The 24,537-nt window shown below is 47.6% G+C and carries 16 protein-coding genes; 7 read left to right on the forward strand and 9 right to left on the reverse strand.

Going from position 1 to position 24,537, the window contains the following annotated elements; all coding sequences use genetic code 11:
- The first annotated feature begins 398 nt into the window (after nucleotides 1-398).
- From mutL to DXN05_RS22395, 5 genes are all read left to right on the forward strand, one after another.
- Complete coding sequence (gene mutL / locus DXN05_RS22375; protein WP_116849540.1) at nucleotides 399-2,324, forward strand: DNA mismatch repair endonuclease MutL; 1,926 nt, start codon at nucleotides 399-401, stop codon at nucleotides 2,322-2,324.
- Between the two features lie 103 nt (nucleotides 2,325-2,427).
- A complete protein-coding gene (locus DXN05_RS22380) occupies nucleotides 2,428-3,603 on the forward strand; it encodes a thiolase family protein (protein WP_116849541.1) in 1,176 nt (391 codons plus the stop codon).
- Nucleotides 3,604-3,800: 197 nt separating this feature from the next.
- The gene (locus tag DXN05_RS22385) at nucleotides 3,801-4,802 is read left to right on the forward strand and encodes a zinc-binding dehydrogenase (RefSeq protein ID WP_116849542.1); all 1,002 of its coding nucleotides are present in this window, start codon (nucleotides 3,801-3,803) and stop codon (nucleotides 4,800-4,802) included.
- A gap of 33 nt (nucleotides 4,803-4,835) precedes the next feature.
- Nucleotides 4,836-5,714, forward strand: coding sequence for a hypothetical protein (locus DXN05_RS22390; protein ID WP_147314041.1), 879 nt, complete (start codon nucleotides 4,836-4,838; stop codon nucleotides 5,712-5,714).
- A gap of 82 nt (nucleotides 5,715-5,796) precedes the next feature.
- A complete protein-coding gene (locus tag DXN05_RS22395; protein WP_116849544.1) occupies nucleotides 5,797-6,630 on the forward strand; it encodes a universal stress protein in 834 nt (277 codons plus the stop codon).
- A gap of 237 nt (nucleotides 6,631-6,867) precedes the next feature.
- Here the strand turns inward: DXN05_RS22395 and DXN05_RS22400 are convergent, their stop codons facing one another.
- Together DXN05_RS22400 and DXN05_RS22405 are read right to left on the reverse strand one after the other, a co-directional pair.
- On the reverse strand, nucleotides 6,868-7,995 hold the full coding sequence (locus tag DXN05_RS22400; protein WP_116849545.1) for a TlpA disulfide reductase family protein: 1,128 nt from the start codon (nucleotides 7,993-7,995) through the stop codon (nucleotides 6,868-6,870).
- A gap of 135 nt (nucleotides 7,996-8,130) precedes the next feature.
- Nucleotides 8,131-9,816: an NAD+ synthase gene (locus DXN05_RS22405; protein ID WP_116849546.1), complete on the reverse strand. Its 1,686-nt coding sequence runs from the start codon at nucleotides 9,814-9,816 to the stop codon at nucleotides 8,131-8,133.
- A 141-nt stretch (nucleotides 9,817-9,957) separates the two neighbouring features.
- Here DXN05_RS22405 and gldB point away from each other — a divergent pair, with 141 nt between their 5' ends.
- On the forward strand, nucleotides 9,958-10,974 hold the full coding sequence (gene gldB, locus DXN05_RS22410) for a gliding motility lipoprotein GldB (protein ID WP_116849621.1): 1,017 nt from the start codon (nucleotides 9,958-9,960) through the stop codon (nucleotides 10,972-10,974).
- A gap of 333 nt (nucleotides 10,975-11,307) precedes the next feature.
- On the opposite strand, the gene apaG is transcribed toward gldB, so the two are convergent.
- Nucleotides 11,308-11,694, reverse strand: a complete 387-nt coding sequence (gene apaG / locus DXN05_RS22415; protein ID WP_116849547.1) for a Co2+/Mg2+ efflux protein ApaG — start codon at nucleotides 11,692-11,694, stop codon at nucleotides 11,308-11,310.
- A 261-nt stretch (nucleotides 11,695-11,955) separates the two neighbouring features.
- Here apaG and DXN05_RS22420 point away from each other — a divergent pair, with 261 nt between their 5' ends.
- Nucleotides 11,956-13,410 (forward strand): NADP-dependent isocitrate dehydrogenase, encoded by a 1,455-nt coding sequence (locus tag DXN05_RS22420; protein ID WP_116849548.1) that lies wholly within the window; start codon nucleotides 11,956-11,958, stop codon nucleotides 13,408-13,410.
- A 41-nt stretch (nucleotides 13,411-13,451) separates the two neighbouring features.
- Here the strand turns inward: DXN05_RS22420 and DXN05_RS22425 are convergent, their stop codons facing one another.
- The 6 genes from DXN05_RS22425 to DXN05_RS22450 all read right to left on the reverse strand — a co-directional run bounded on the left by DXN05_RS22425 (nucleotide 13,452) and on the right by DXN05_RS22450 (nucleotide 24,531).
- Nucleotides 13,452-14,885 carry a TolC family protein gene (locus DXN05_RS22425; RefSeq protein WP_116849549.1) on the reverse strand — a complete coding sequence of 478 codons (1,434 nt, stop codon included), beginning with the start codon at nucleotides 14,883-14,885 and terminating at the stop codon, nucleotides 13,452-13,454.
- A gap of 10 nt (nucleotides 14,886-14,895) precedes the next feature.
- Nucleotides 14,896-15,564 carry an ABC transporter ATP-binding protein gene (locus DXN05_RS22430; RefSeq protein WP_116849550.1) on the reverse strand — a complete coding sequence of 223 codons (669 nt, stop codon included), beginning with the start codon at nucleotides 15,562-15,564 and terminating at the stop codon, nucleotides 14,896-14,898.
- A 268-nt stretch (nucleotides 15,565-15,832) separates the two neighbouring features.
- The gene (locus tag DXN05_RS22435) at nucleotides 15,833-18,307 is read right to left on the reverse strand and encodes an ABC transporter permease (protein WP_116849551.1); all 2,475 of its coding nucleotides are present in this window, start codon (nucleotides 18,305-18,307) and stop codon (nucleotides 15,833-15,835) included.
- Between the two features lie 26 nt (nucleotides 18,308-18,333).
- Nucleotides 18,334-20,748, reverse strand: coding sequence for an ABC transporter permease (locus tag DXN05_RS22440; protein ID WP_116849552.1), 2,415 nt, complete (start codon nucleotides 20,746-20,748; stop codon nucleotides 18,334-18,336).
- 44 nt (nucleotides 20,749-20,792) lie between these two features.
- Nucleotides 20,793-23,213: an ABC transporter permease gene (locus DXN05_RS22445; RefSeq protein WP_116849553.1), complete on the reverse strand. Its 2,421-nt coding sequence runs from the start codon at nucleotides 23,211-23,213 to the stop codon at nucleotides 20,793-20,795.
- Nucleotides 23,214-23,502: 289 nt separating this feature from the next.
- The gene (locus DXN05_RS22450; RefSeq protein ID WP_116849554.1) at nucleotides 23,503-24,531 is read right to left on the reverse strand and encodes a DUF4097 family beta strand repeat-containing protein; all 1,029 of its coding nucleotides are present in this window, start codon (nucleotides 24,529-24,531) and stop codon (nucleotides 23,503-23,505) included.
- Between the last annotated feature and the right edge of the window lie 6 nt (nucleotides 24,532-24,537).

A 24,537-nucleotide genomic window follows, 5' to 3' on the forward strand; every position in this document is an offset into this window, starting at 1 on the left:
AAGTACCTGGGTAAAGATCGGCTGTCCGGTAAAAAAGGTATGTTTGCGCATCAGGCTAATTTTTGGTGTGGTAACTTAAAATTATCTGATAACTGGGGCTTCGGCCCCTTTTTTTGTGCCTTATTTTTAAACTTTACCGGACAACAGTGAATAGTCAATAGTGAATAAAGAAAAGCGCGCGGAGCGCCGCTTTTCTTTCCAGCCAGCCCATGCCGGTGTCCCCACCGGCATTTTGCCGCCGGCTTCAAGTCGCGCCGGTGAAGGAGGCGCATTTAGACTGACGATTGAAGCCCCGGAAATAACACCCGCTTAAATCCGGCTTCGCCGGATCATTCACTATTCACCCAAAGATTGTCTTTGAAAATCGTACTTTTACCAATTCAAAAAAAAGGAACGAAGTGCCGGATACCATACAATTATTACCCGATAGTATCGCTAACCAGATTGCCGCGGGCGAGGTAATACAACGCCCGGCCAGCGCAGTGAAAGAGCTGCTCGAAAATGCAGTGGATGCGGGCGCAACTGAAATAAAATTATACATTACGGATGCAGGCAAAAGCTTGCTGCAGGTGATAGACAATGGCAAGGGCATGAGCGAAACAGATGCACGCATGTGTTTTGAGCGCCATGCCACCAGCAAAATAAAAAAGATCGACGATCTGTTCAGCATACGCACCATGGGCTTTCGCGGTGAAGCACTCGCTTCCATTGCAGCCGTGGCACAGGTGGAGCTGAGAACACGCCGCGCAGAAGATGAACTGGGTACCTGCATAGATATTGAAAACAGCGTGGTACTGAAACAGGAGCCCTGCGCCACACCAGTGGGTACCAACCTGTGCATGAAGAACCTGTTTTTCAGCGTGCCCGCACGCCGCAATTTCCTGAAAAGCAATGCCAGCGAAACCAAACACATTGTGGAGGAATTTATCCGCGTGGCCATGGCTTTCCCGCATATCATGTTCAGCTTAACCAGCAACGGGCAGGAGGTGTTTCACCTGGAATCAGGTAACCTGAAACAGCGCGTGGTGCAGGTACTTGGCAACCAGTTTATGGCCAAGCTGGTGAATGTGAAAGAAGAAACCGACTATATGAATATCTACGGTTTTGTAGGCAAACCTGATACTGCCCGCAAAACACGCGGTGAACAATATTTCTTTGTAAACAACCGCTATATCAAAAGCGCCTACCTGAACCATGCGGTGATGAGCGCGTTTGATGAGCTGATTCCGAAAGACAGCTTTCCGCTGTATGCCCTGTACATTGACCTTGACCCTACCCAGGTGGATATCAATGTGCACCCCACCAAACAGGAGATCAAGTTTGAAGATGAGAAGATCATTTACGCATTTGTACAGGCAGCTGTAAAACATGCACTGGCGCAGTTCTCCGTTGCCCCCTCGCTCGATTTTACCCTTAATGCCGAGATACAGCAGCTCGATGCCGTAAGCAAGCCGTTTACCACCGAACAGCAACAGGATACTTCGGGCAGCAAGCTGTTTAAAACTTTCAGCCAGAAAAACCAGGCGCATTTTATTGAGCCATCCGGCAACAGCAACAAAAGCGAACTGAAACACTGGAAGGAGTTTTTCACCCCGCCTGCCGCAGAAGGCTACGACCTGCTGAATAGCGAAACCGTTGGCAAGGGCGGTATGCCTGCTTTCCCGAGTACAGAAAGCGGTTATAGCTTAACAGATTCCATTTCCCAACCCGCCAGCGGGCACCTGTACGAGCAGCCCCCCGCCGCCAACCAGGTATTACCCAATGCTGTATTGCTGCAGCTGCACAATACTTATGTAATTGCCCCTACGCACAGCGGTTTTATACTGGTACACCAGCAACTGGCACACGAGCGCATTTTGTACGAACGCTACAGTCAGGCAGCCCATGGCCGAAGTATGGCTATCCAGAAATTGTTGTTCCCCGTAACGGTTGAGCTGGCTCCCGGCGATGCCCTGTTGCTTAATGAATTGCTTCCCGATTTATACGCCATCGGCTACCAGGTAGAGCTGTTTGGAAAAGATAGTTTTATTATACAGGGTACACCTGCAGATATAACCCAGGGCAACGAAAAGCACGCCATTGAGCTGCTGATTGAACAGTTTAAACATTTCAGCAGCGATATCAAGTTCAGCAAACGCGAAAAACTGGTACGCTGCATGGCACGCCAGCAGGCCATTAAAGCGGGCCAGCAGTTAACGCAGAAAGAAATGCTGCAGCTCACTGAAGAGCTGTTTACCTGCAATACCCCCAACGTAACCCCTACCGGCAGCCCCACGTACCTGGAGTTTAAGGAGGATTACCTGGACAGGATGTTTGGAAGGTAAGGGTGTGCACCCGGCAAAGCCGGTTTTATCCCCACACTTTATGGTTGCATAAACAACTTTCTTTCTTCTTTTCCAGTATATTTGGTTACTAAAACTGTTTGCCATGCAGGAAGCATATATCGTAGCCGGTTTCAGAACAGCTGTTGGAAAAAGCAAAAAAGGCGGTCTCCGTTTTTTCAGGCCCGATGACCTGGCCATTGAAGTGATCAAAGGACTGATGGGCACCGTTCCCCAGCTCGATCCCAAACGTGTGGATGATGTAATTGTAGGCAACGCTGTTCCTGAAGCAGAACAGGGTTTGCAGTTCGGGCGTATTATCGCTGCCCGCGCGCTGGGTATTGACGTGGCAGGGATTACCATTAACCGTTATTGCGCCAGCGGATTGGAAAGCATAGCCATGGCTACTGCCAAAATACGCACCGGTATGGCCGAATGTATTATTGCCGGCGGCACAGAAAGCATGAGCCTGGTGCCTACCTCGGGTTGGAAAACCGTTCCCGCCTACTCTATTGCCAAAGAAGAACCCGATTATTATTTAAGCATGGGCCTCACTGCCGAAGCAGTAGCCAAAGAATACAAGGTAAGCCGTGAAGACCAGGATGCGTTTGCACTGGCTTCGCACCAGAAGGCACAGCACGCCATTGAGAATGGTTATTTTAAACCCGGTATACTGCCTATTACTGTAGAACAGGTATATGTGGATGAAAACGGCAAACGCAAAACCAAAAACTATGTGGTAGATACCGATGAGGGCGTACGTGCCGATACATCGCTCGATGCACTCGGCAAACTGAAACCGGTATTCGCCCTTGGTGGCAGCGTTACAGCAGGTAACAGTTCGCAAACCAGCGATGGCGCCGCTTTCGTAATTGTAATGAGCGAACGCATGGTGAATGAACTGGGGTTAAAACCCATTGGCCGGCTGGTAAACTGCGCGAGCGCAGGTGTTGAACCACGCATTATGGGCATTGGCCCTGTGGCTGCAGTACCTAAAGTGCTGAAACAGGCCGGTATGTCGCTTGCAGATATTGAGCTTATCGAACTCAACGAAGCGTTTGCCTCACAATCTGTAGCCGTTATACGTGAACTGGGTCTTGACCCATCTATCGTAAATATCAACGGCGGCGCCATTGCGCTGGGCCACCCGCTGGGTTGTACCGGCTGTAAACTTACCATACAGCTGTTAAACGACATGAAACGTCTCAACAAGAAATATGGCATTGTCACCGCCTGCGTCGGCGGCGGGCAAGGCATCGCAGGGATCATAGAAAACTTATAAAAAAAAGACCGGCTTTCAGGCCGGTTTTTTTTATGGTTATATGGTTGCATTGCTTAATGGCTGTGACGAAGAAGCTTTTTTATGGTTGAATAGCTATCGGTTTGATGGCTATCAGGAAAGATGTTTAGCTTGCTGTACGATTGTATGCATCATAGCAATCAAACCATAAAACCATCTAACAATCTAATCATCTATCCATGCTCGCTCTCGTTTGTCCAGATAAAGAACAACCTTTTGTAGTGCAGGAAGTACCACTGCCGCAGGTGGAAAAAAATGAGGTATTGGTACAGGTAAAAGCTGCGGCCATTAACCACCGTGATTACTGGATACAAAAGGGGCAGTATGCCAACCTGCGCTACCCGGCTATACTTGGCAGTGATGGCAGCGGTATTGTAGCTGCTGTTGGCGAAGCAGTGAATGAACACTGGCTGGGCAAGGAAGTGATTATTAACCCGGCCATGAACTGGGGTAATAACCCGGCTTTTAACGGACCTGATTTTACGATACTCGGTCTGCCGCGGCAAGGCTGCTTTGCAGAATACGTAAGCGTTCCGGTTACACAGGTACACGCCAAACCGACCCATCTTTCTTTTGAGCAGGCAGCAGCCATTCCACTCTCCGGCCTTACAGGCTACCGCGCCTTATTTACCCGTGCACAGTTAAAACCGGGCGATACGCTATTGCTTACCGGCATTGGCGGCGGCACGGCCCTGCTGATGCTGCAAATGGCAGTGGCCATTGGGGTGCAGGTGTATGTAACATCGGGCAATGATGCCAAAATTGACAAGGCCGTACAACTAGGCGCTGCCGGTGGTGTAAACTATACCATGAATGGCTGGCATAAATTATTGCAGGCTATGGTGAACGGCTTTGACGTGATAGCCGACAGTGCAGCAGGTGATGGTTTTAAAAACTTTGTTGACCTTGCCAAACCGGGCGGACGTATTGTATTTTTCGGTGGCACCCAGGGGCCTATTACCACCTTAAACCCGCAGAAAATATTCTGGAAACAACTTAATATACTGGGCAGCACCATGGGCACACCCGAAGAGTTTTCGGCAATGGTAGCCCTGTTTCAACAATACCGCATTCAGCCCGTTATTGATGAGATACTATCCTTTGAAAACGCAGAGCACGCTATTCGTAAAATGGATGATGCCACGCAGTTTGGCAAGCTCGTGTTAACTTTAAACAAATAAATGCTGGTTTTGACAGCTACTCAATACCTATTTATGCGCTATTCCCTGTTATGCAGTTTGTGCTGTATTTCCCTGTTTTATGCCTGCGGACAGCGTGCAGCTTATTTCCCTGCCAACACGCCCTTTAAATCACCTGCCAAAGTGGGTGAACTTGCAGATAAACGCCTGGATGAAGCATCGGGTGTGGCGCCCTCGCATATTAAAAATGATTACTACTGGCTGCACAACGACAGCGGTGATAAAGCCCGCGTATTTTTAATGAAAAGAGACGGCAGCGCGCAGGGTGTTGCCAATTTTAATGAGCTGGTGTTAGATTGTGAAGATATTGCCAGCGGCATAGGCTACCTGCCCGGCACTTTTGTATACCTCGGCGATATAGGGGATAACCATGCTATACGCGCTAACATCACCGTTTATACCTTTGATGAAAATGAGCTGTTCACTGCGGCGCAGAAAGAAGGAAAGATAAAACGCTACAACAAAACGGTACTCACCTATCCCGATGGGCCAAGAGATGCAGAAACCCTGATGATTGACCCGGTAGACAGCCTGTTGTATATTGTAAGCAAGCGGGAAAAAAATGTACATATCTATAGTGCACCGCTGAAAGCCATTTTCAAACAATCGCAGATAACCTTACAATTGCATGCGCAGATACCTTACACCTATATCACTTCGGGCGATATTGCCGCAAACGGCAGTGAAGTGGTGATAAAAAATTACGACAGCGTTTATTACTGGAAACGCGCAGCACACGAACCGGTATACAAAACCATGCAGCGCCCGGCCCTGCGCCTGCCTTACCGCAAAGAAAAACAGGGCGAGGGTATTTGCTTTACCACCAGTAACGATGGTTTTATTACCGTGAGCGAGGGTAAGCACACGCCTGTTTATTTTTACCAGCGCAAATGAACAGTACGGGGCAAAACGCGTTTAACAGCATAGCGCTGCAATAACTGCACAAAGTTTGTTATATTAACATAAATACTCCGTTATGCAAACGATACTGGTACCCACCGATTTTTCTGAAACAGCCAAGAATGCCACCCGTTATGCCCTGCAACTGGCAGCAGCCATAGGCGCAGACAAAATCATTTTATACAATGCTTACCAGATACCGGTTACCGCCGACCCTATGATGCCCACGCTTCAGCTGTTTAACCTGGAAGAAATAAAAGCCGCCAGCGAAGAGGGATTGTCGCATTTTGCAGATACCATTCAGCCGCTGGTACCTGCGGGCATTTCCATAGAAACCCTCTGCGAATTCAATGTACTGGCCGAGGGCATCGGCGATGTGATTGACCGCACGGGCGCAGGCATTATTGTAATGGGTATCACCGGCGGCGATAAGGTAGAAGAAGTGCTGATAGGCAGCAACACCATCAGCGTATCCAAACATGCACATATACCGGTGATCATTGTACCGGCAGATTGCAGTTACCAGCCTATTAAAGCCATTGCACTTGCCTGTGATTTAAAGAAGGTGGTACAAACAACACCGGTAGAACCTATCAAGACGTTGTTACAACTTACCGGCGCAGCCTTCAGCGTGGTAAACATCAGCGGGCAAAAACAGCAGCCTTCTGATGACAAGGCTTTCCAGATGTTGTTACTGGATACATTGTTTCAGCAACAGCAACCTGCTTATTTCTTTATAGAGAACGATGATTTTACAGAAGCCATACAACAGTTTGTAGTGGCCAATAAAGTAGACCTGCTGATCACCATCCCCAAAAAACATGGCTGGTTCGAGGGCTTGTTCAAACGCAGCCATACCAAACGCCTGGCATTTCATAGTCATATCCCGTTGATGGTAGCACACGAATAGCTGGGTACAATTTTAACCGCAGAGCGCACAAAGAGCAAACGCCGCACAAAGATCACAGAGAAGAAACGCCGGTGAGTACACTGGCTTCGGCATTATAAAAAGTCCCATCCCGGCTTAGCGGGGACGGGACTTTTATTTATTCTGTTGTTCATCGGACTTGCTGAGATCGTCTCGACTGTCGACTGTCGATTCTCGATTCTCGAACACGGTACATTCGCCGGAACCGGCGATACCACGCTACTTATACACCTCCGCCAGCTTGCTCTCGAGGTCTTCCCCGCGCAGGCTTTTGGCGATGATTTTGCCTGAAGGATCAATCAGGAAATTGGCAGGGATGGAGTTGATGCCGTATGATTTGGCCACTGCATTGTTCCAGTACTGCAGGTCGGATACATGCGTCCAAACCAGGCCATCTTTGTGAATGGCATCCAGCCATGATTTTTGTGCACCTGGCTGGTCAAGCGATACGCCGATGATATGAAAACCTTTGTCTTTAAACTTGTTGAAAGCCTTTACCACATTGGGGTTTTCCCTGCGGCAGGGACCACACCAGCTGGCCCAGAAATCAACCAGCACATAATGGCCACGGAAAGAAGACAGGCTTACCGGTTTGCCCAGGGTATCGGCCTGTGTAAAATCGAGCGCTTCGCTGCCGATGGCTGTTTTCTTTACTGCATCGAGGCGTTGCTTAAAATCTTTACCGCCTTTAGAGTTCTGCGCAGTGGCAGGTAAAGAATTGTACAAAGGCTCTACTTTGGCAACATCGATATCAGCAAAGCCTGCATACAGGTTCAATGCATAAATAGCCAGCGGAGAGTTGGGGTTGCCCTTTACATACGGGCCATACACCTGCTCTTTCAAATCAGCTTCCAGTTTATCACCTTCTGCATCGAGCTGTTTCAGTTTGGCAGTATCGCCGCTCGCCTGCGCTGCACGGTAAGCAGCATTCAGCGTTGCGCCTTTCTGGTTAAACGGCTGCTCGGCTGTTTTCAGCTTTTTGGCTTCATCATTCAGTACAGATCCTGTAGTGGTGAAGTTGGCCAGTGAATCTTTGTGCGTGATAGAAAAGCTGGCTGGTTCAATAAACAGGGGCGCTGCATCGCCTTCGCTTTTCAGCGCGCGGCCATTGGATGTATTCAGCAGCAGCACGGCCTGGGTAAGTTCACTTACTTTGGCTTTTATCACATATTGGTTGTCTGTAACTGTTGCACTGTCAATTACCAGCCCGCCATGATCACGGTGCAGCAGGTATATCTTTTTAGCGCCTTTTACATTGTTGAGCTGACCTTTTATGGTAACGCTGCCATCCTGGGCCCAAAGCGCGGCAGGTATCAGCATTGTCAGCAGTAGAAGTGTTTTCTTCATGTGTGTGTGATTCGGTTTGTTGTTGCGTAATTTACTATATAATGACCAATCCCGCGGCGGTTTACAATTTAACGTTGGAAGTTTAACGTTGGAAAACCCGAAGGGCGCGCAAACAGTGGCTTAAAACCAAGCGCATCAGGCCAGGTATTTACCTACAATCGGCACCCTGCGGCCTACGCCAAATGCCTTTGGCGATACACGGATGATGGGACAAAACTGGTTGCGTTTGTATTCGTTGGTGTTTACCAGTTTCAGAATACGGTCTACCACCGCACTGTCAAATCCCTGCGCTTTTATTTCGGCAGGCCCCTGGCGTTTTTCAATGTACTGGTACAATACTTTGTCCAGCACCTGGTAGTCGGGCAGGCTGTCACTGTCTTTCTGGTCATGCCGCAGCTCGGCGCTTGGTGCCTTGGTGATAATATTGTACGGTATGATTTCGCTGTTGCGGTTAATGTATTTCGCCAGTTCGTATACCTGCAGTTTGTAGCAATCGCCCAGCACACCCAAGCCGCCGGCCATATCGCCATACAGGGTACCATAACCGGTAGCCAGCTCGCTTTTGTTAGAGGTGTTGAGCAGTATATAACCAAACTTGTTGGAAATAGCCATCAGCAAATTGCCACGCGTGCGGCTCTGCATGTTCTCTTCTGCCAGTGAAAAAGGCAGGTTGTTGAAAACAGGTTGCAGCGTGTCCAGTAACGACTGGTATACATTATCGATGCGGATGATATCGTAAGGATTGCCGAGGTTTTTACTTAACTGCACGGCATCATCTACCGAGTGACTGGTTGAATAAGGCGAGGGCATCAGTATGGCACGCACATTATCCTTACCCAATGCTTCGCAGGCCAGCGCCAGTGTTACTGCCGAATCAATACCACCTGATGAGCCGAGAATGGCCTTGGTGAAGCCCATTTTGGAGAAATAATCACGGATACCCATTACCAGCGCATCGTACACCTGCGCCAGGTTGTGTTTTTCCTCCAGTCCGGCGGGCATGGTTTCTTCTTCGGAAATACCGGCTGCTGCCTGTAATACAGCTGCATCAAGACTACCATCGTCGTTTAACACAGCGCCGTCAATGGCTTCTTCAAACATCGGCAGGGCCTTGCACAGGTTGCCGTGTTTATCAAATATGAGCGATGCACCATCGAATACAATTTCCGTCTGGCTGCCGATGGCATTGCAGTAAAACATTGGCAAGCCATATTTGGCCACATTGGCTTTCACCACGGCTTTGCGGTTTTCATCGTGCAGGTAATCGAACGGAGAAGCGCTGAGGTTAATCATTACATCGGGCTGCTGGGTAATCAGCTGATCCATGGGGCACACGCGGTACAGCGGGTTATTGTTGCCGAGGTTCCAGATATCTTCACAAATAGTCACCGCCAGCTTTTTGCCTTTAAAGGGTACTACTTTCCATTCCCACGAAGGTTCAAAATAACGGTACTCATCAAACACATCGTAAGTAGGTAACAGGGTCTTGTGAATCTCTGCCTTTACTTCTTTTTCGTACAGGAAAAACGCAGCGTTGAACAGGTCTTTCCCTTCTACCTGTTTGTTACGCGCAGGCGAGCCGATGAGCACACCGATGGTATCGGCATGTTCTTTTATAAGATCGATGCTTTCGTAACATTTATTAATAAAATCATTGAACTCTACAAAATCACGCGCAGGGTAACCGCACACACTCATTTCACTGAAAACCACGAGGTCGCCCCCCATTGCTTTGGCCTGCTGAATGCCTTCAATAATCTTCTTTCTGTTGCTTTCAAAATTGCCGATATGATAGTTCTGCTGTGCCAGGATAATCTTCATAAACACAAATTTCTATACGCGAATTTCACGAATTACTTGATAGGAATAACCAGATTTGCGCAATTTGCGACCGGTTTAACCGTTTTTTACCGCGTAAACTTAACATTCCTTTACATCCGTTTTGTATTAATTCGCAGCAACATGAACAAAATTGCAGCAGTACTCTCTCTTTTCGTTGTATTTGCGCTGGCCTCGTGCGGCAGCAAAAGGCAGGTGCCCGATGTATCTAAAATAAAAGTGAGCCTGCAGGTGCAGCGCTTCGACCGCGATTTTTTCACCATCGATACCAACCATACGGAAGCCGCGCTGGATAAACTGCAGCAATTGTACCCCGAATTTATGCCCGACTTCCTGTACAACATTCTTGCTCTGCCGCCGCAGAAAGACAGTGTGCTGCAAAAAGTAAAACAGTTTATACACGATTACAAACCGGTATACGATTCAGTACAGAAAGTATTTCCCGATATAAAAAATGCAGAACAATCTTTACATCTTGCGCTGCAGCTAACACATCATTATTTCCCCGGTTATAAAATACCCGCACGCATTATTTGCTTCACCGGCCCTATTGAAGGATACGGCAATGTGCTTACCTCATCCGGTTTTGCAGTAGGTCTGCAGCTGTATCTTGGCAAACAGTTTTCGTTATACCAGACCGATTACATACGCGAAGTATATCCCGACTACCAGGCACGCCGTTTTGAAGCGCCTTACATACCGGTGAACTGTGTGCGCAACCTAATTGAAGACATGTTCCCCGCCAACACTGCCGGCAAAACACTGATGGAACAAATGATAGAAAACGGCAAGCGTTTGTACGTGATGGACCAGCTGCTGCCTTATACAGCCGACAGTTTAAAAACCGGTTACACACAAGCGCAGCTGGATGCCTGTTATAAAAACGAAGCCACCATCTGGAACTTCTTTTTGCAAAACGATTTACTCTACAATGCCGACCCCGTTGTTATCAGGGATTATGTAACCGACGGCCCCAAAACCAATGCCTTCGGCGATCAATCGCCCGGTAATTTATCCCAGTTCAGCGGCTGGCAGATTGTAAAGAAATGGATGGCTAAAAACGAAGGCAAATCATTGGAAGAGCTCATGCGCACACCGGCAAGGCAGTTGTTTGAGGAAACGAGGTATAAACCGAGGTAAGAAAAAAGCTGCGAGCTTTGAGCTACGAGCTTAAACAGCCATTGCATATACACACGAAGCGGAATTTATAATCGTTACACACTTTATAAATTCCGCTTTATCTTTTACCTTACCAATGATTAACAGATCTCCGCTACGATAAAGAACTCGAAGCTCGCAGCTTGTAGCTCGAAGCTTATAGCCATCAGCTTTTAGCGGTTAGCCTGTTGTGTGTCACCCATCGTGTAGCGATGTACTGCCCTGTGTTCGGTAAAACAGGGCACGAAGGAGTAACTTCCTGCAGGAAGTACCAGGCTAAAAGCTATACGCTATCAGCTACAAGCTGGCTGTTTATTAATTGTTTTTAAACGGCACTACCATATCAAAGGGCGGTATTTTAACGGTGAACCTGTTTTTGGAATGTTGGTTCTCCATGAGGTAGGTACCCTGCATGCGGCCTATTTCGGTGCGGAGGTTACAACCGCTTACATATTGAAATTGCTGGCCGGGTTGTAATACCGGCTGCACACCTACTACCCCTTCTCCTTCCACTTCGCGGTTCTGGCCGTTACTGTCGTAAATAAACCAGTGGCGGCGCAGCAGCTGTACGGTAAAGTTGTTGTGGTTTTCGATGGTAATGCGGTAAGCAAACATAAATTCATTGTTGGCCGGATTGCTATAATCTGCCTGGTAAAACGTTTCAACGCTTATTTCTACGCCTTCGGATATTTTGGATACCATACACATTGCTTGCTTACTGTAAAACTAAGGAAATACTGCTTAAATAGGCCAGCCCCAAGATAACCGGAAACGGGCATTTTCAGGCAGGTTAACGGCTGTTAGGATAAATGGATGTAACGCCATCGTTACGGCTGTAATGAGCGCCGGGTTGCGTTTCCGGGAGAATTTGGCGCGGAGAGGTCTGATTTAACAGTAAAAATGCCCCCGCCTCAGTACCTTTGCAGCGCTTTTCTTATTCTTCACTTCAAAATTTCATTCTCTATGACGAAAATTGCTGTTGCAAAAGGCGATGGTATCGGGCCGGAAATAATGGAAGCTGTCCTCTCTGTGTTTGAAGCAGCCAAAGTGCCGCTGACCTACGAATTTGTGGACATGGGAAAATGGGTGTTTGACAAAGGTTATAGCAACGGCATGACGCCGGAAGCACAGCAATCCATTGAGAGCCTGGGCATTCTGTTTAAAGGCCCGATGGAAACCCCGAAGGGCAAAGGCGTGAAAAGTGTAAACGTAACCGCCCGTAAAACCTGGAACACATATGCCAATAAAAGGGTATTCCAGACGCTGCATGGCGTTGATACCGTTTTCAGCAAGGCAGGTATTCCCATTGACATTACGGTGGTTCGTGAAAATATTGAAGATACCTATGGCGGTATCGAGCACATGATTACGCATGATGTGGCTCTCAGCCGCCGTTTTATTACCCGCCCGGGCAGTATGCAGGTAATTAAGTATGCGTTTGAAATGGCCAGCAAAAACGGCGCAAAACGCATTACCTGCGGTCACAAGGCGAATATCATGAAACTCACCGACGGCCTGTTCCTCGAGTGTTTTTATGAAGTAGCGAAAGACTATCCTGATCTGAAAGCAGACGACGTTATTGTGGACGACCTGTGTATGAAGCTGGTTACCCGTCCTGATTTATTTGATACCGTGGTGCTTACCAACCTGCAGGGTGATATCGTATCTGACCTTTGCGCAGGCCTGGTAGGCGGTTTGGGCTTTGCCCCTTCGGCCAATATTGGTGACCACATCTGTATTTTTGAAGCAGTACACGGCACTGCCCCTGATATTGCCGGTAAAAACATCGCCAACCCTACCGCTCTATTGCTCAGCGGCCTGGCTATGCTGCGCCACCTAGGTTTAATGGAAAGCGCTGCCATGATTGAAAATGCCTTACTGTATACCCTGGAGCAGGGCGTACACACCGGCGATTTCGGTACCAAAGGCACTGCATCTGTCAATACCACCGATTTCTCTAAAGCCATCACGGCCAATTTCGGTAAAACACCGGCACATGGCGCCAAACCCATGCTGCCCAACAAACCGATTACACCTACTACCTTTAAACTGGACAAAAACCCGATGATCTTCTCTAAAGATGAAGACGGTGTGAAAATAGTGGGTGTTGACCTGTTTATTGAAAGCACTGAACAGCCCAGCATTGTTGCAGAAAAGGCGCTGAAACAAACAGGCGACCTGTTTAAACTGGTTACCATCAGCAACCGCGGTACGCAGGTATGGCCCAAAGGCTCTGTGTTTACCAACCTGGTTGAACAGTATTGCTGCCGCTTTGAAAGTGTAGGTGAAACTGCTGTTACGCAAACAGATATTATGGCGCTGTACAAGCGCATCGCCGAAGATTTTAAAGTATGCTCTACCGAGCTGCTGAATGTATTTGGCGATAAAAAAGGATACAGTCTGGCACAAGGCCAGTAAACATAAAAAAGGCCGTCCCCATCAGACGGCCTTTTCTTTTTTTAGAACAGGGGCTTGCCCTGGTAGTAATCGAGCACTTTTACGTGCAGTATATAATCGTATTTGGAAGAGATCAATCCAAGCGCAGCCTGGTCAAGATTGTTCTTCGCAATATTGTAATCCACCGATGTAATGGCGCCCGCATCAAACTTTATCTGTGCCACGCGGAATGATTCGCCATAATCTGCCACCTGCTGGTTGTAACTCTTATAACGGTCGTAAGCAGAAATCATGTCAACATATGCCTGCTCTACACTTTGCCTTAACTGCGTGCGGATAGTTTTTGCCTGAAACGATGTTTGCTTCTCGGTAATCTTCGCCTGTTTCAGTTTGCTTTTGGCGCTTAACCCGTTTAAAATGGGGATATTCAAACCCAGTGACACACCGGTATTGAAGTTATTTGTCCACTGGTCGAAGTAGCCGATTTTATTGGATGCAAAGTTCTCCTGTGTAATATAAATCGGATTTTTGTTGCCGCTCGCATCTACTGCATAGCTGTCGGAGCTAAGGATATCTGTTTTACCGAGCGATTCACCGCGTGAGGTACTTACGCTGGAATAGTTGGTACCCGCATTACCGCCGAGCGACAGGGTAGGATACATTTGACCCGCAGCAGCTTTAATACCCTTCATGGCGCTTTCTTCGCGCAGGTCGGCTGCTTTAACCAGCGACAGGTTGTGCACTGCCAGTTCAAATATTTCTTCTGAACCACCCTGGTACAATACAGCCATGCTGGCTACATCCAGCGGTTGCAGTTTAAACTGATCGGTATAAGGAATATTCAGTGTTTGTGTAAGTTTCAGCTGCGAAGTGCGCAGTGCATTGCGTGCATTTACCACAGCCAGTTCATTGGTACCCAGCTGGCCTTTCATATTGTACAGGTCGCCCGGGGCAACTGCACCATCTTTGTCCAGTATCAGGAAACGGTTTACCTGTGTGCGGGTTACATCGGCCTGTTTAATGGCCATGTTCAGCTGCTCCTGGTTGTTGAGAACTGTAAGGTAAGCGAGTATCACCGCAATGGTGGTATTCTCTTTTGTTTGCTGGTAATCCATTTCGCTGGCATTGTACGCCAGCCTGTATTGCCGTATGGCATTTTGTATGCTGGAAGCATTCCAGAGCACTACAGAGGCATTTAAGCTGTAGGTGGCAGCTGTATAGTTCTGTGAAATATAACTATTGCTCGAGGGGTCAATACTGCGGCCCTGGTTCAGGGAGTGGTTGATATTGCCAGATACAAACGGCAGCATATTACCCCTGGCCTGATCCCAGTTTACCTTGCCGCCTTCCATGGTAAACTGCGCGGTCTTCACATCCACGTTATTTTTAAGTGCTATATCCACGCACTGTTGCAGGTTGTAAACAGAATCCTGGGCCTGGCACTGTGCTACAAGTGCGACACCTGCGCAGAGGATTCCTATTATCCTTTTGATCATCGTACTTGTTTTAACTGTTTACAATTCTGCCGTCGAGCAAATCAATAATCCTGGTGCCGTATTCCGCATTTTTTTCAGAGTGGGTTACCTGTATAATGGTTACGCCGTCTTCCGTATTCAGTTTTTTAAACAGCTCCATAATTTCCTCTCCCTGTTTGGAGTTGAGGTTACCGGTAGGTTCATCTGCCAGCAACAGTTTTGGTTTGGCCACCAGTGCGCGGGCAATACCCACGAGCTGCTGCTGACCACCGGAAAGCTGTGATGGAAAAAGGTCTTTTTTACCAACAATCTGGAACCTGTCGAGCATATCCGCAACAATGGCTTTGCGTTCTGCAGCCTTGGTATTCTGGTATATCAGGGGTGTTTCAATGTTTTCGTATACGGTTAACTCATCAATGAGGTGGTATGCCTGGAATACAAAGCCGATATATTGCTTGTACAAAGCAGTGCGTTGCTTTTCTTTCATGGCATGCACTGCTTCACCCAGGAAATGATATTCGCCTTCGTCTGCATTGTCGAGCATGCCTATTACATTGAGCAGACTTGATTTGCCTGAACCGGAAGGCCCCATGATGGATACAAACTCGCCTTCTTTGATGGAAAGGTTTACATCTTTAAGGATAAAGGTTCTGTTGCCGCCAACATTCACCCATTTTGAGATATGTGCTAATTCTATCATAATACGTTAATTCATTTCTGTTGCTGACCGTTAAGGCACAAATACATGCCAATCAGTTTATTATTTGATCCACAGCAAGTTATAGCAATTTACGCAAGTACTGTGTACGCTTTCGATACAGTTTTTGTATTGTTTTGATACATGAACGCGCCCGTTAAAATAAACAACACCCGCAAAAAAGAAAACGGAATCATTTCTTTTTGCGGGTGCCGTATCATACCAGCTATACCGGTGATTATGAAAAAGTGAATTGCACAAGTTGGTGCGGCTATTCTGCACGCAGACTTTTAGCCGGGTTGGCCGTAGCTGCTTTAATGGCCTGGAAGCTTACCGTAAGCAAGGCAATCACTGCTGCCAGCACACCTGCTACCACGAATATCCACCACTCGATGGATGTGCGGTAAGCAAAATCCTGCAGCCAGGTATACATGGCCCACCATGCCAGCGGAAACGCAATGAGTGCAGCAATAAATACCAGTTTCAGGAAATCGCGCGAGAGCAGGGATACCAGCATTTCGGTGGATGCGCCCAATACTTTGCGCACCCCCATTTCTTTGGTGCGGCGCTCTGCCATATAAACAGACAGGCCGAACAAACCCAGGCAGGCCACCAGTATCGACAAAGTGGTGAATATGCCAAACACCACGCCCATGCGCTCTTCAGCACGGTACAGTGCTTCAAAATCCTGGTCGAGGAACGAATACTCAAACGGCACATCTGCTGCAAACTGTTTCCAGTTTTTCTCTATACCCTGCAATGTATTGGACAGGTGCGTGCCTTGTACATGGGCTATTACAAATGCCGTATTGATATCGTATGATTTGGAGGTGGTGTAAAACAGCGCAAACGGCACTACTTCGGAGTGCAGGGATTGCAGGTTAAAATCTTTCACCACACCTATTACTTTAAACACCTGGTTATTGCCACCGGGATAGGTAAGATACTTGCCCAGCGGCTCTTTCCAGCCCACCTGTTTTACGGTGGTTTCGTTTACTATAACAGAGGCTGAATCATCGAATGCTTTGGAGAAATTACGGCCCTGCAGCAATTGCAGTTGCAAGGAGGGAATAAAATATTCATCGGTAATAAAAGAACTCAGTGTTACATCTTTCGACAGCGGTTCTTTTACATTGGCAATAACCGGCACATAAAAATCAGTAAAGTCACTGAAGTCTTTTGCAGGCACACCTGTTGAAACCGTTACGGCCGTAACACCCGGCAATTGCTGCAGGTTATTGCGCAGTGTGTTTACATCGCCTTTTACCTTGGCAGCATTGGGCAGTATCACCACATTGTCTTTTTGCAGGCCAAGATCTTTACTGCGCGCATACTGCAGCTGTTTAAACACCATTACGGTACAAATAATAAGCGCAATGGACACCGTAAACTGGAACACCACCAGCCCATTGCGAATAAGCTGTCCGCCCCTGCCCTTTACAAATACCGCCGAGCCTTTCAACACCTCGATTGGATTAAATGCCGTTAAATAGAATGCAGGGTAACTGCCCGCCAGCAAACCCGTGAACAGCGTAAGCAAAACCGGCAGCAGCCATATACCATTGCTCAACATAGCCGTAAACTGCAGCTGTTTGCCTGCCACTGTGTTAAACAAGGGCAGCAGCAACCATACCAGCAGCAGCGAAACCAGTGCAGCAGTAAAGCTGTACAGCATGGCTTCTGTTAAAAACTGTTTTACCAGTTGCCCTTTCTGCGAGCCCAGCACTTTGCGTACGCCCACTTCTTTAGCCCTTCGGGCAGCCTGTGCAGTGGCAAGGTTCATAAAGTTTACGCAGGCAAGCACGATGATGAACAGTGCTATGACGGCAAAAATGTATATGTACTTTATATCGCCCAGGTTGGAATAGGCAGAACCGATATTGGCCGAATGCAGGTGCACATCGGTTAAGGCCTGCAACTCAAAATCCCATTTACCGCCTTTCTTCAGAAACTCATCAAAAGGCTGCCCGATGCGTTTAAAGGCATTTGCCGCCTGCACCCGCACCATGGCAGGAAACTTGCTTTGCAGCTGTGCAATAGCCGCTTTATTGGCCGTTTGCGGCTGTACGGTAACGTAAGTATTCATCTGACACCATACCCAGCTCCAGCTAAAATGTCTTACTGCTTCGCATGCTGCTACCGGCAGCAACATGCTGAACTGTATGGATGATTGTTCCGGAACATCCTTCAGTACGCCGGTTACCACAAAGGGATCGGCAAAATGATCAAGCCGCAGCAATTTGCCGGTAACCTGTGTGGTACCAAAGTATTTCTTTGCCGCGGATTCGGTGAGCATAATGCTGTGCGGGTTTTGCAGGCCAGTGGTATGGCCACTCAGCAATGCATAATCAAACATGTCCAGGAAATTGGAATCTACGGCCAGGATCTCTTTTTCGGTGAAAGATTTTGTGCTGTTGCTGCCATCTTCATGCACAACGGCATTACCAATGCGGTATACCCGGGTATATGATGTTACTTCAGGGAATGCCGCCTGCAATGCAGCACCCACAGGCGGTGGTGTATTGTACGCTTTAAAAGGTTGCCCGCCGAAGTTGCCATGCAGGCTTACCTGGTAAATACTTTTCGATTTGCTGAAGAATTGATCATATCGTAACTCATCCGTCACATACAACACAATCAGTAATACACAGGCCATCCCGATAGCCAGACCAGCAATGTTAATGGTGCTGTTCAATTTGTCGCGGCGCATGTTGCGCAATACAAGGCGGATGTTTGTTGCCAGCATAAGCAGTTATTTTTAAGGATACAGATTTATTCGGAACGCAGGCTTTTAACGGGGTTGCGCATGGCAGCCTTGAATGCCTGCAGGCCAATGGTAGCGTAGGCTATTACAATAGCCAGCGCTGCGGCCACAGCGAAAATCCACCAGCTGATGCTTGCGCGGTAAGCAAAATCGAGCAGCCAGTTGTGCATAAAATACCAGGCAATGGGGAAGGCGATAAAAGCAGCCACCAGTACCAGCACAATAAAATCTTTCGCCACCAGCTGCACCAGGCTGTTTACAGATGCGCCCAGTACTTTGCGTATGCCTATTTCCTTTACGCGCTGCGACACAATCAGTATTACCATTGCCAGTAAGCCCATACAGCTGAGCACAATGGTAATAACCGCCCCTATCACAAATATGCGGGTAAGGCGTTCTTCATTGCGGTATTGTGCATTTACATTCTCGTCGAGGAATGAGCCGAGAAACTCAGATCCCGGGGCTATTTCTTTCCACGCGCTTTTCAGCAGTTCCATGCTGCCTGCAGGGTTGGCAGGTTGCACCTTAACGAGAATATAGTTTACACCAAACTCTTTATTCAACACCAGTGTGAGGGGTTCTACCTTGTTATGTAAAGACTGGAAGTTGAAGTTTTTTACAATGCCCAGTATCTGCAGTTTTCCATTATCCAGCGGCAGGAATTTACCTATCAGGTCTTTATCGTTCAGTGCTGCGGCCATGGCTTCGTTGATTACCACACCAGCGCTGTCTGTTGCCAGGCTGCGGGAAAAGTCGCGCCCTTCTGTGACTTGCAAATCGAGTGTTTTCACGAAATCGTAGCTTACCCCATACCAGTGGCTTACTACCGTATGGTTATTGTAATCGAAGCCCATCCGGGAGCTCATGCTCGAATTATCTTTGCCCCTGCCCAGGTTATTATAAATGCCGGAAACGCTGAGCACTTCAGGGCGTGCAGCCAGCTTTTGCCGCAGCAGCTGTTCAGCCGCAGTACCGGATATTTGTCCGTTTACGGGAATACTGATGACCTGCGATGTATTAAAGCCAAGCGGCTGGGTGCGTAAATAATTAATCTGTTTCCACGATACCAGTGTGCAGGTAATCAGGAATATCGCGATACCAAACTGCAGTACAATTAACCCGTTGCGCAGCCTGCCCGAACGTGATACGCTTACACTGCCCTTTAATATATTCACAATGCGCAAACGCCCCATTACCCATGCAGGATAAACCCCTGCCAGCAGTGTGACCACTAAAAAACCTGCTGCTGTATACAACCAGGTGCCAGGCTGCAGTAACAGTGATTTTTCAATATTCATGCGGAACAGCTGTTTGTAGCCCGGCAGCAGTAACCAGCAGAGCAGGCAGCTTAGTACCAGCGCAATTAAACAGAGTAAAAAGGCTTCTCCCCACAATTGCAGCATAATCTGGCTGCGGTTGGCACCCAGTGTTTTGCGCAGGCCAATTTCCCTGGAGCGTGTGAGTGAGCGACCTATGCTGAGGTTGATAAAGTTGATACAGGCAATTACCACAATCAGTATACCAATGGCCAGCAGCAAATACAGGTAGCTGGCAGAAATGGAAGCCCCTACATTATTAAATTCAGTATTGGTGTGCAGGTTGAACAGGGGCAGCAGGTTCAACGTCATCATTTCGCCGTTTTTATCCGGTTTGCCGCCGTCTCTTTTCAGGCTCTTGATGCTCTCTGCATAATGCTGGTGCACAAAAGGCGGCAGCTGCTGTTCAAATGCTTTCGCAGACACCTGGTTATTCAGCTGCACAAAAATGCTGAAGAACTGGTTATCCCAGCTGTTATAGCGGTCTGCCGCTTCGGGATGATTCTCAAATGGAATGGCAATATCATAACCAACGGTTGTATTATCCGGGAATTCGCCGCCTACACCGGATACCACGAACGGTTTCCACTCACTACCTTGTTTCAGCTCAATCATTTTGCCCATTGCATCTTCTTCACCAAAAATAGCTTTGGCTATTTTCTCGCGCAGCACAATGGCGTTCGGAGATTTCAATACGGTGTTCTTTTCGCCTTTCAGCAAGGGAAAGGAGAACATGCTGAAGAAAGCGGCATCTGTGTATAACAGCTTCTCATCAATTACTTTGTCTTTATAGCGTACATAGGCCGATCCCGTTGCATGCCGCGCAATGTATTTAATGGCCGGATAAGCCTGTGATAACGCGCGGTACAGCGGCATTGGCATAGAAGTACCCCTTTCCGTTCCCGTAGCCTTGTGATCGGTAAAATACAGCTGGTAAATATCCTTGCCGTTGCGTTGAAAATGATCGTACGAATACTCGTAAAACACACTTAAAAACAATAACAGCGCGCAGGTGAAGGCAACGCACAACCCAACAATATTGATCAGGCTGTCTGTTTTATGACGCAGCAGGTTTCTCCAGGCAGTTTTTAAGAAGTTACGTAACATGGTTCAGTTAATTTATAAAGTAACGCAAGCAGCAGTTTAATTATTTATTCAGACCGCAGGCTTTTCACAGGGTTATTCATGGCAGCTTTTGCAGCCTGCACACCTACCGTAACAAGTGCCACCAAACCAGCCAGCACACCGGCAATGATAAACACATACCATGGCATGCCTATGCGGTAAGCAAATGCCTGCAACCATTGATACATGGCATACCAGGCTACCGGGAAGGCCACCACAGCTGCAATGGCTACCAGTTTCAGGAAGTCTTTAGACAGCATGAGTACAATGCTTCCCGTATCTGCACCCAATACTTTGCGCACGCCTATTTCTTTGATACGCTGTGTTATGGTAAAAGCCGACAAACCAAGCAAACCCAGGCTGGCAATAAAGATGGCGATACAGCTGAACAGCGTGAAAATGGTTTGCTGCCTTCGCTCTGCCTCGTACAACTGGCTGAAACGTTCGTCCAGGAAGTTGTAGTCGAACGGCTCATCGGGCAGGTAGTGTTTCCATACGGATTGTATCTGTGCAATTGCCGTGGCGGAAGAAGCGCCTGTTACTTTAATGGCTATACGGTTAAATGGCTGCGCTGTGCCGTCTGTAGGTATCAGTATCAGCGGTTGTATTTTCTGGTGCAGTGATTCAAAGTTAAAGTCGTGCATTACGCCAACGATGGTACCAATGGTGCTGCCATATTTAAAACGCTGGCCGATTGCTTTTTCCGGTGTTTTCCAGCCAATCATCTGCGCGGCACTTTCGTTTACGATAAATGCAGTAGAATCTGTACCATAGTCGCGGGAGAAATTTCGTCCTGCTGCCATGGTAATACCAAATGTGGGAATAAAGTGGTAGTCGGCCACCACGTATTTTAATTCCAGGTTCACCGGGCGTATAGAATCGCCTACGGTAGCTGCATTGCTGTTATCGAGCAGCCTGCCGCTGGGTATGCGTGATGCGCGGCATACATCTTTAATGCTTTGCTGCTGCAACAGATCGTTACGCATGGCTTCAAAGCGATTGCCGATAGCAATATTCCACGGAATGGTTACAACCTGCGATTTATCAAAACCAAGCGATTTCTTTTCCATGTAACGCAGCTGGCTGTATACTACCAGCGTGGTAATGATGAGTATAATGGAAATGGCAAATTGCGCTACCACGAGCACCTGCCTGAAAGAAATACTTTTTGAGCCTGCCTTAAACAATCCCTTCAATGTTTTCACCGGCTGAAAGGCAGCCATGAACAAAGCAGGATACAAACCTGCCAGCACCCCTACAATAAATGGTGTAAGCAGCACGGGTACCAATACCTGCCATTTCAATAACATGCCAATGGATAAATCGGTGCCCGATATTTTGCTGAGCCAGGGCATGCCCAGTTTCAGCAGTATACAGGCCAGCAGCAGCGACATCCAGCAGATGAGTACCGATTCGCTCAAAAACTGCAGCAGCAGTTCTTTTTTGCTGGCGCCTACTACTTTGCGTATGCCTATTTCTTTTGCACGCAGGGTAGAGCGTGCGGTTGACAGGTTCATGTAGTTGATACAGGCAATAAGCAGTATAAACAAAGCGATTACGGAGAAAATATACACGCGTTTGATATCGCCGTTTTCTTCGGCTTCGCTATCGAGGTGTGAAGTGAGGTGTATGCTGGTTAATGGCTGCAGGTACAGCTTAGATATTTTAGAAGGCATCATGCCTGTGCTGCTACGTGGTGCATGCGCATCAAGAAAGGCAGGGAAACGGGCTTCCATCTGTTTTACCGGGTAATTCTCCGGCAACAGCAGGTAGGTAAAAAAGGAGTTATTGAACCAGTTGGTTTGCAGGTTTTTCGCCCCATAGAGCGTGCTATCGTTCAAAGAAGCAAATGACAGCAGTATATCGGGGTGCATATGCGCGTTAGACGGAAACGCCTTGTAAATACCGGCAACCTTAAAGTTCACCTGGTTGCTCAGGCGAATCATCTTGTTCATCGGGTTGGTATTGCCGAAGTATTTCTGCGCCTGTGCTTCGGTAAGCAATGCAGAGAAGGGCTCGGCCAGGGATTTTATATTGCCTGTTACCATATGCATGGTAAATACCTTGCTGAGGTTTTCATCTGCAAAACATACGTTGCTTTCGTTGAATTTTTTATCCTCATAACGCAATGGCGCAGTACCCATACCCAACAGGGTGGTTTGCTGCTCTACATCGGGGAAATCGTGTTTCAGCAGCGGACCAATGGGCGGCGCCACGGTGCCCAGGTGCAGGGAAATATTGCCCTCAGTAGTGGTAAAACTGCGTGTTACGCGGTAAATGCGGCTGGCGTTGGTATTGTATTTATCGTAACTGAGTTCATGGATAATATAGGTAGCAATGAGCAGGCAGCAGGTTAAACCTATTGTAAGACCAAACAGGTTGATGAAAGAGATGAATTTGTATTTCATCAGGTTGCGCCATGCTATTTTGAGATGGTTCTTCAACATACGCCTCGTGTTAAGTGCAGTGGTAGATTCATTACGGCAACTTCATTCCAAGGGCTATGCCAATGCACAAACTACTTACAATCAATAAACTAACCCAAACCACATTTCTATAACTGTACGAAAACGCACGCTTGCTGAACGCTATGGAACAACCTGTAAACGAAAAAAGCAGGCTTTCGCCTGCTTCTTATAAAGCATTCAATGCATATGAGATATAATGTATCAATGCTATGACTGATATTTTACCACAAAGTAGAACCCACAAAGTTCACAAAGAGGGCAATATTAACTAGCGTATAGCGAGGTTAATTCTGCCGCCGCCTGCGTCTACCTTAATAGGTATGCCGCCGCCATTAAGCTGGCCGTTGATAGAACCTTCTTCCACATCACCTTTAAAATTGCTGAGCTGGGTGGTAGAGATTTTGTTGCCACGCAGTTTCAGATCCAGTCCTTTACCGCCGGGTATGCTTAAAGAAACATTACCGCCTGAATTGCTCAGTTTTACAGATTTGCCCAGTGTGTTAAAAGCCACATCGATAGAACCTGCGCTGGTAGATGCATCGAGTGTGCAGGCCAGGTCATCGAGGTGAACGCTGCCGCCGCTGGTAGAAGTGGTAAAGTCGCCGCTTATTTTAGTGCCGTGGATACTGCCGCCGCTGGTGCTGGCTTCAATGGTTCCGTTCAAATTTTCCAGGTGCAGCGAACCGCCTGAAGTGTGCAGTGAAATAGTGCCCTGGCAATTGCTGGCTTCTATGCTGCCACCGCTGGTAGTAAGGTTTACATCGCTTTTGGCATTTTCAATATGAATGCTGCCGCCGCTGGTGCTGCCATGTACTTTACCAGTCATATCATTGATATGCAGGCTGCCACCGCTGGTAGAGAAATTTTGCTCTCCATTGAGTTTAGACAGGTGAATGCTGCCGCCGCTGGTACCCAGCCTGGTAGATACATCGCCGGGAACGTATACCTTAAAGGCAATGCTTAAACCGCTGTTGTTCCAGTTAAAATTTTCGCTTTTTCTTTTGGCAATGGCAGTGAGTTTGTCTCCATTTACAGAAACAGTGAGTTCATATTTCTGCAAACGGCTTTCTATTTCTTCTTTAGACAGGTTTTTGTTACCGCTGATGTATACTTCAACACGTGCTTCGGAAGCTGTAGAACCAGCTACTGTAATGCTGCCGCCCGAAGTGCCTACTTCTACATTTTTAATATGCTGATCGCTGAGCGATTTGGTTAAATAAGGTTTCTGGTCATCTGATTGCGCCAGCAGGATCATGCCTGGCAAAAGGGCTGCGAGCAAAAGAAAGTATTTTTTCATACAAGG

Origin of the sequence: Deminuibacter soli, from assembly GCF_003412455.1 — a bacterium.
GTDB classification, from domain to species: Bacteria; Bacteroidota; Bacteroidia; order Chitinophagales; family Chitinophagaceae; genus Deminuibacter; species Deminuibacter soli.

What these genes read in the sequence shown, in the direction of transcription:
- DXN05_RS22435 (WP_116849551.1), bottom strand. Translation starts at nt 18,307, where the DNA reads ATGCTGGCAACAAACATCCGCCTTGTATTGCGCAACATGCGCCGCGAC.
- DXN05_RS22400 (WP_116849545.1), bottom strand. Translation starts at nt 7,995, where the DNA reads ATGAAGAAAACACTTCTACTGCTGACAATGCTGATACCTGCCGCGCTT.
- DXN05_RS22425 (WP_116849549.1), bottom strand. Translation starts at nt 14,885, where the DNA reads ATGATCAAAAGGATAATAGGAATCCTCTGCGCAGGTGTCGCACTTGTA.
- DXN05_RS22450 (WP_116849554.1), bottom strand. Translation starts at nt 24,531, where the DNA reads ATGAAAAAATACTTTCTTTTGCTCGCAGCCCTTTTGCCAGGCATGATC.
- DXN05_RS22445 (WP_116849553.1), bottom strand. Translation starts at nt 23,213, where the DNA reads ATGTTGAAGAACCATCTCAAAATAGCATGGCGCAACCTGATGAAATAC.
- DXN05_RS22440 (WP_116849552.1), bottom strand. Translation starts at nt 20,748, where the DNA reads ATGTTACGTAACTTCTTAAAAACTGCCTGGAGAAACCTGCTGCGTCAT.
- DXN05_RS22430 (WP_116849550.1), bottom strand. Translation starts at nt 15,564, where the DNA reads ATGATAGAATTAGCACATATCTCAAAATGGGTGAATGTTGGCGGCAAC.
- DXN05_RS22395 (WP_116849544.1), top strand. Translation starts at nt 5,797, where the DNA reads ATGCAAACGATACTGGTACCCACCGATTTTTCTGAAACAGCCAAGAAT.
- DXN05_RS22405 (WP_116849546.1), bottom strand. Translation starts at nt 9,816, where the DNA reads ATGAAGATTATCCTGGCACAGCAGAACTATCATATCGGCAATTTTGAA.
- DXN05_RS22380 (WP_116849541.1), top strand. Translation starts at nt 2,428, where the DNA reads ATGCAGGAAGCATATATCGTAGCCGGTTTCAGAACAGCTGTTGGAAAA.
- apaG (WP_116849547.1), bottom strand. Translation starts at nt 11,694, where the DNA reads ATGGTATCCAAAATATCCGAAGGCGTAGAAATAAGCGTTGAAACGTTT.
- DXN05_RS22420 (WP_116849548.1), top strand. Translation starts at nt 11,956, where the DNA reads ATGACGAAAATTGCTGTTGCAAAAGGCGATGGTATCGGGCCGGAAATA.
- DXN05_RS22390 (WP_147314041.1), top strand. Translation starts at nt 4,836, where the DNA reads ATGCGCTATTCCCTGTTATGCAGTTTGTGCTGTATTTCCCTGTTTTAT.
- gldB (WP_116849621.1), top strand. Translation starts at nt 9,958, where the DNA reads ATGAACAAAATTGCAGCAGTACTCTCTCTTTTCGTTGTATTTGCGCTG.
- DXN05_RS22385 (WP_116849542.1), top strand. Translation starts at nt 3,801, where the DNA reads ATGCTCGCTCTCGTTTGTCCAGATAAAGAACAACCTTTTGTAGTGCAG.